2 protein-coding genes and 1 pseudogene are annotated in these 2666 nt (G+C 54.9%); all 3 read left to right on the top strand.

What is annotated here, in order from left to right:
• Positions 1-1145 (top strand): annotated as a pseudogene (locus DES37_RS25290) (hypothetical protein); the annotation flags it as partial.
• Between the two features lie 23 nt (positions 1146-1168).
• The gene (locus DES37_RS25285) at positions 1169-1936 is read left to right on the top strand and encodes a DUF6708 domain-containing protein (RefSeq protein ID WP_110028284.1); all 768 of its coding nucleotides are present in this window, start codon (positions 1169-1171) and stop codon (positions 1934-1936) included.
• Positions 1937-1992: 56 nt separating this feature from the next.
• A partial coding sequence (locus DES37_RS25280; protein ID WP_110028283.1) for a DUF6708 domain-containing protein occupies positions 1993-2666 on the top strand: 674 nt, incomplete at its 3' end.

The raw sequence follows: 2666 nt of genomic DNA, 5'->3' as shown, positions 1-2666 counted from the left end.
AGGCAGAAATGGCGCTGGCATCCGGTGTGCTGATACTGATGGCGTCAGCCGTGGAAATTGTGGGGCAGAGTGCGGCGGTACTGAACCTGTTTAACCGGGGAACGGAGTTGCTTAAAGTTGCTGGTATGACCGCCGGGCTGGCGGTGATTATTCAGGGGATTGTACTGGGATTACGAGCCTGGGAGTTAAGGCAGACTGGTGATGTAACAGCATCCATCTTTTATATTTTGGCGGCCTTATCTACTATTGGTGCTGGTGGATTGGGATTTATCTTAAGTAATGCTGGCAAATTCATTCTGTTTGGCCCGGTAGGCTGGTGTATTGCCCTGGGTATTCTGGCCGCCACCCTGGTGGCACTGGGCAATCGCTATATCCGCTCTCCGCTGGAGCGCTGGCTGAGCCACTGCTGCTTTGGTAACCGTAACAGGTGCGATGAACGCGAACCGGTCTGGCACCCGGAAAGCCTGGAAGACCTGCAGGAGTGCCTGGACGCGCTGGCGATTATAACCAGTGGGGTGTCGGTGCAACTGCGTTATGACCGGCTGGCCGCGCTGAGCAAAGCAGCTCCATTACCGGGCACCCGTCTGCTGGCGGCCCGGGTCATTCTGGCAGACTGCCACCCGGAAAACTCCGCCTGGCGGGTGGAACTGGCGGGTATCACCCACGGGGGAATACGCCAGGTACTGGCATGCAGTGCCTCCGCAGACCAGCAGGGTAACCTGCCACCACTACAGCCACAGACCTATGAAGCCCTACAGGTACAGTATCCCCGCGCGGATGTCATGGCGCCGAATCCCCAACCGGTCAGGCAGGTCACTGCCGCCACCACGCTGGCAGAAACCTGGTTTACCCGGGAACAGGCACCGGAGCCGGGCCGGCAGGATAACACCGGGAGGGCACGGGCAGAACAACCGGCTCAGGGCCCGGCATCAGGCAGCACCTGCCCGCAAGACAATGCCCCGACAGCGGGCTCACAGCCGGAAAAAAACTGTGGGCAGAAAAAGCCGGAGCCCCACGGGTTGCAACTGGACGGCACCTTTCCCCTTAACACCACCCGTTTTAAGCGTGCGGAACTGTCGGTGGTCTGGTGGCCGGATAAAGCACTGCCGGATGAATACCTGCAACTGGCCACCCATATGGACTGATACGCTAACAAGGATGAATAACCATGTCTTTTATGCAGTTTGATTACCCCACACCCCGTTTGCACCCCAAACACAATAACTGGTGTGAAGACCTGCCGGAAAACCATGAGCCCCAGCTGGTGCCGCCACAACTGCGCTGGCTGACGGAGCGGAATGATATTTACCTGGAAGTGCCCCGTTACCGGACTGAGGTGATGTGGGGAGGAATGTTGCTTTCGGCATTCCTGTCGTTAGCCTGTGCTGTATTATCCTTGATATTGGCATTTGTCATGACAGCCGGACTTAAATGGTATGATTTATATGGAATATTGATATGGCTTTGGGCTGGGGGGTTTTTCCCTCCTTTGATACTTTATTGTTTAAAAATGTACTTTGTAGAGCCCCGCAGCCAGCCAATACGCCTGAACCGCAAACGGCAAAAACTCTATGTGTATAACTATAAACAGCCCTGGCAGCCCTGGCGGAAGGCCATAACCCGTATCAGTGTGTATCACTGGGCAGATATCCACGGAGAAGTCCATTTTGAAAGCACCCCGGCTATCAGTGGCTACCACCTGTATGGGGCGTTGTGTGAACCCGGCACCCACCAGGTGGTGGAGCGATTTGTGCTGGCGAAAGAGTGGGGGGAGCGGGAACAACTGAACCAAATCTGGAGTTACCTGTGTATGTATATGCAGCACGACGATGAACTGCCACCGCCGCGCAATGCCGGAACTGCGGACTTCTGGCAACCCCGTAAGGCCGATGCCTGGCCGGAAGCCATGGAGCGGGAATCCACCAGCACACCGTAGACACACCGGCAACTGGCCACCCATATAGACTGATGCGCTAACAAGGATGAATAACCATGTCTTTTATGCAGTTTGATTACCCCACACCCCGTTTGCATCCCAAACACAATAACTGGTGTGAAGACCTGCCGGAAAACCATGAGCCCCAGCTGGTGCCACCGCAACTGCGCTGGCTGACAGAGCGGAATGATATTTACCTGGAAGTGCCCCGTTACCGGATTGAGGTGATGTGGGGGGGAATGCTTTGTGCTGCCCTGTTCCCACTTAGTGGGGCTTTACTGATGATAATCATACTAATAATTCAGTATGGGTGGGGGAGTTATGATTATGTCGCTATGTTATTAGGCAGTTGCGGAACTACTGTATTGTTATCGTTGTTCCTCCATGGCTTGAAAACTACTTTCATAGAACCTCGCAGCCAGCCAATACGCCTGAACCGCAAGCGGCAAAAACTCTATGTATATAACTATAAACAGCCCTGGCAGCCCTGGCGGAAAGCCATAACCCGTATCAGTGTGTATAACTGGGCAGATATCCACGGAGAAGTCCATTTTGAAAGCACCCCGGGTATCCGTGGCTACCACCTGTATGGGGCGTTGTGTGAACCCGGCACCCACCAGGTGGTGGAGCGCTTTGTGCTGGCGAAAGAGTGGGGGGAGCGGGAGCAACTGAACCAAATCTGGAGTTACCTGTGTATGTATATGCAGCACGACGATGAACTGCCACCGCC

This window comes from Mangrovibacter plantisponsor (genome assembly GCF_003182475.1).
Taxonomy (GTDB): Bacteria; Pseudomonadota; Gammaproteobacteria; order Enterobacterales; family Enterobacteriaceae; genus Mangrovibacter; species Mangrovibacter plantisponsor.
The sequence above is the reverse complement of the archived record's forward strand: the minus strand, read 5'-3'. Positions and strand labels throughout refer to the sequence as shown.

Coding starts and splice junctions, on each gene's coding strand:
- DES37_RS25285 (WP_110028284.1), top strand. CDS start 1,169: ATGTCTTTTATGCAGTTTGATTACCCCACACCCCGTTTGCACCCCAAA.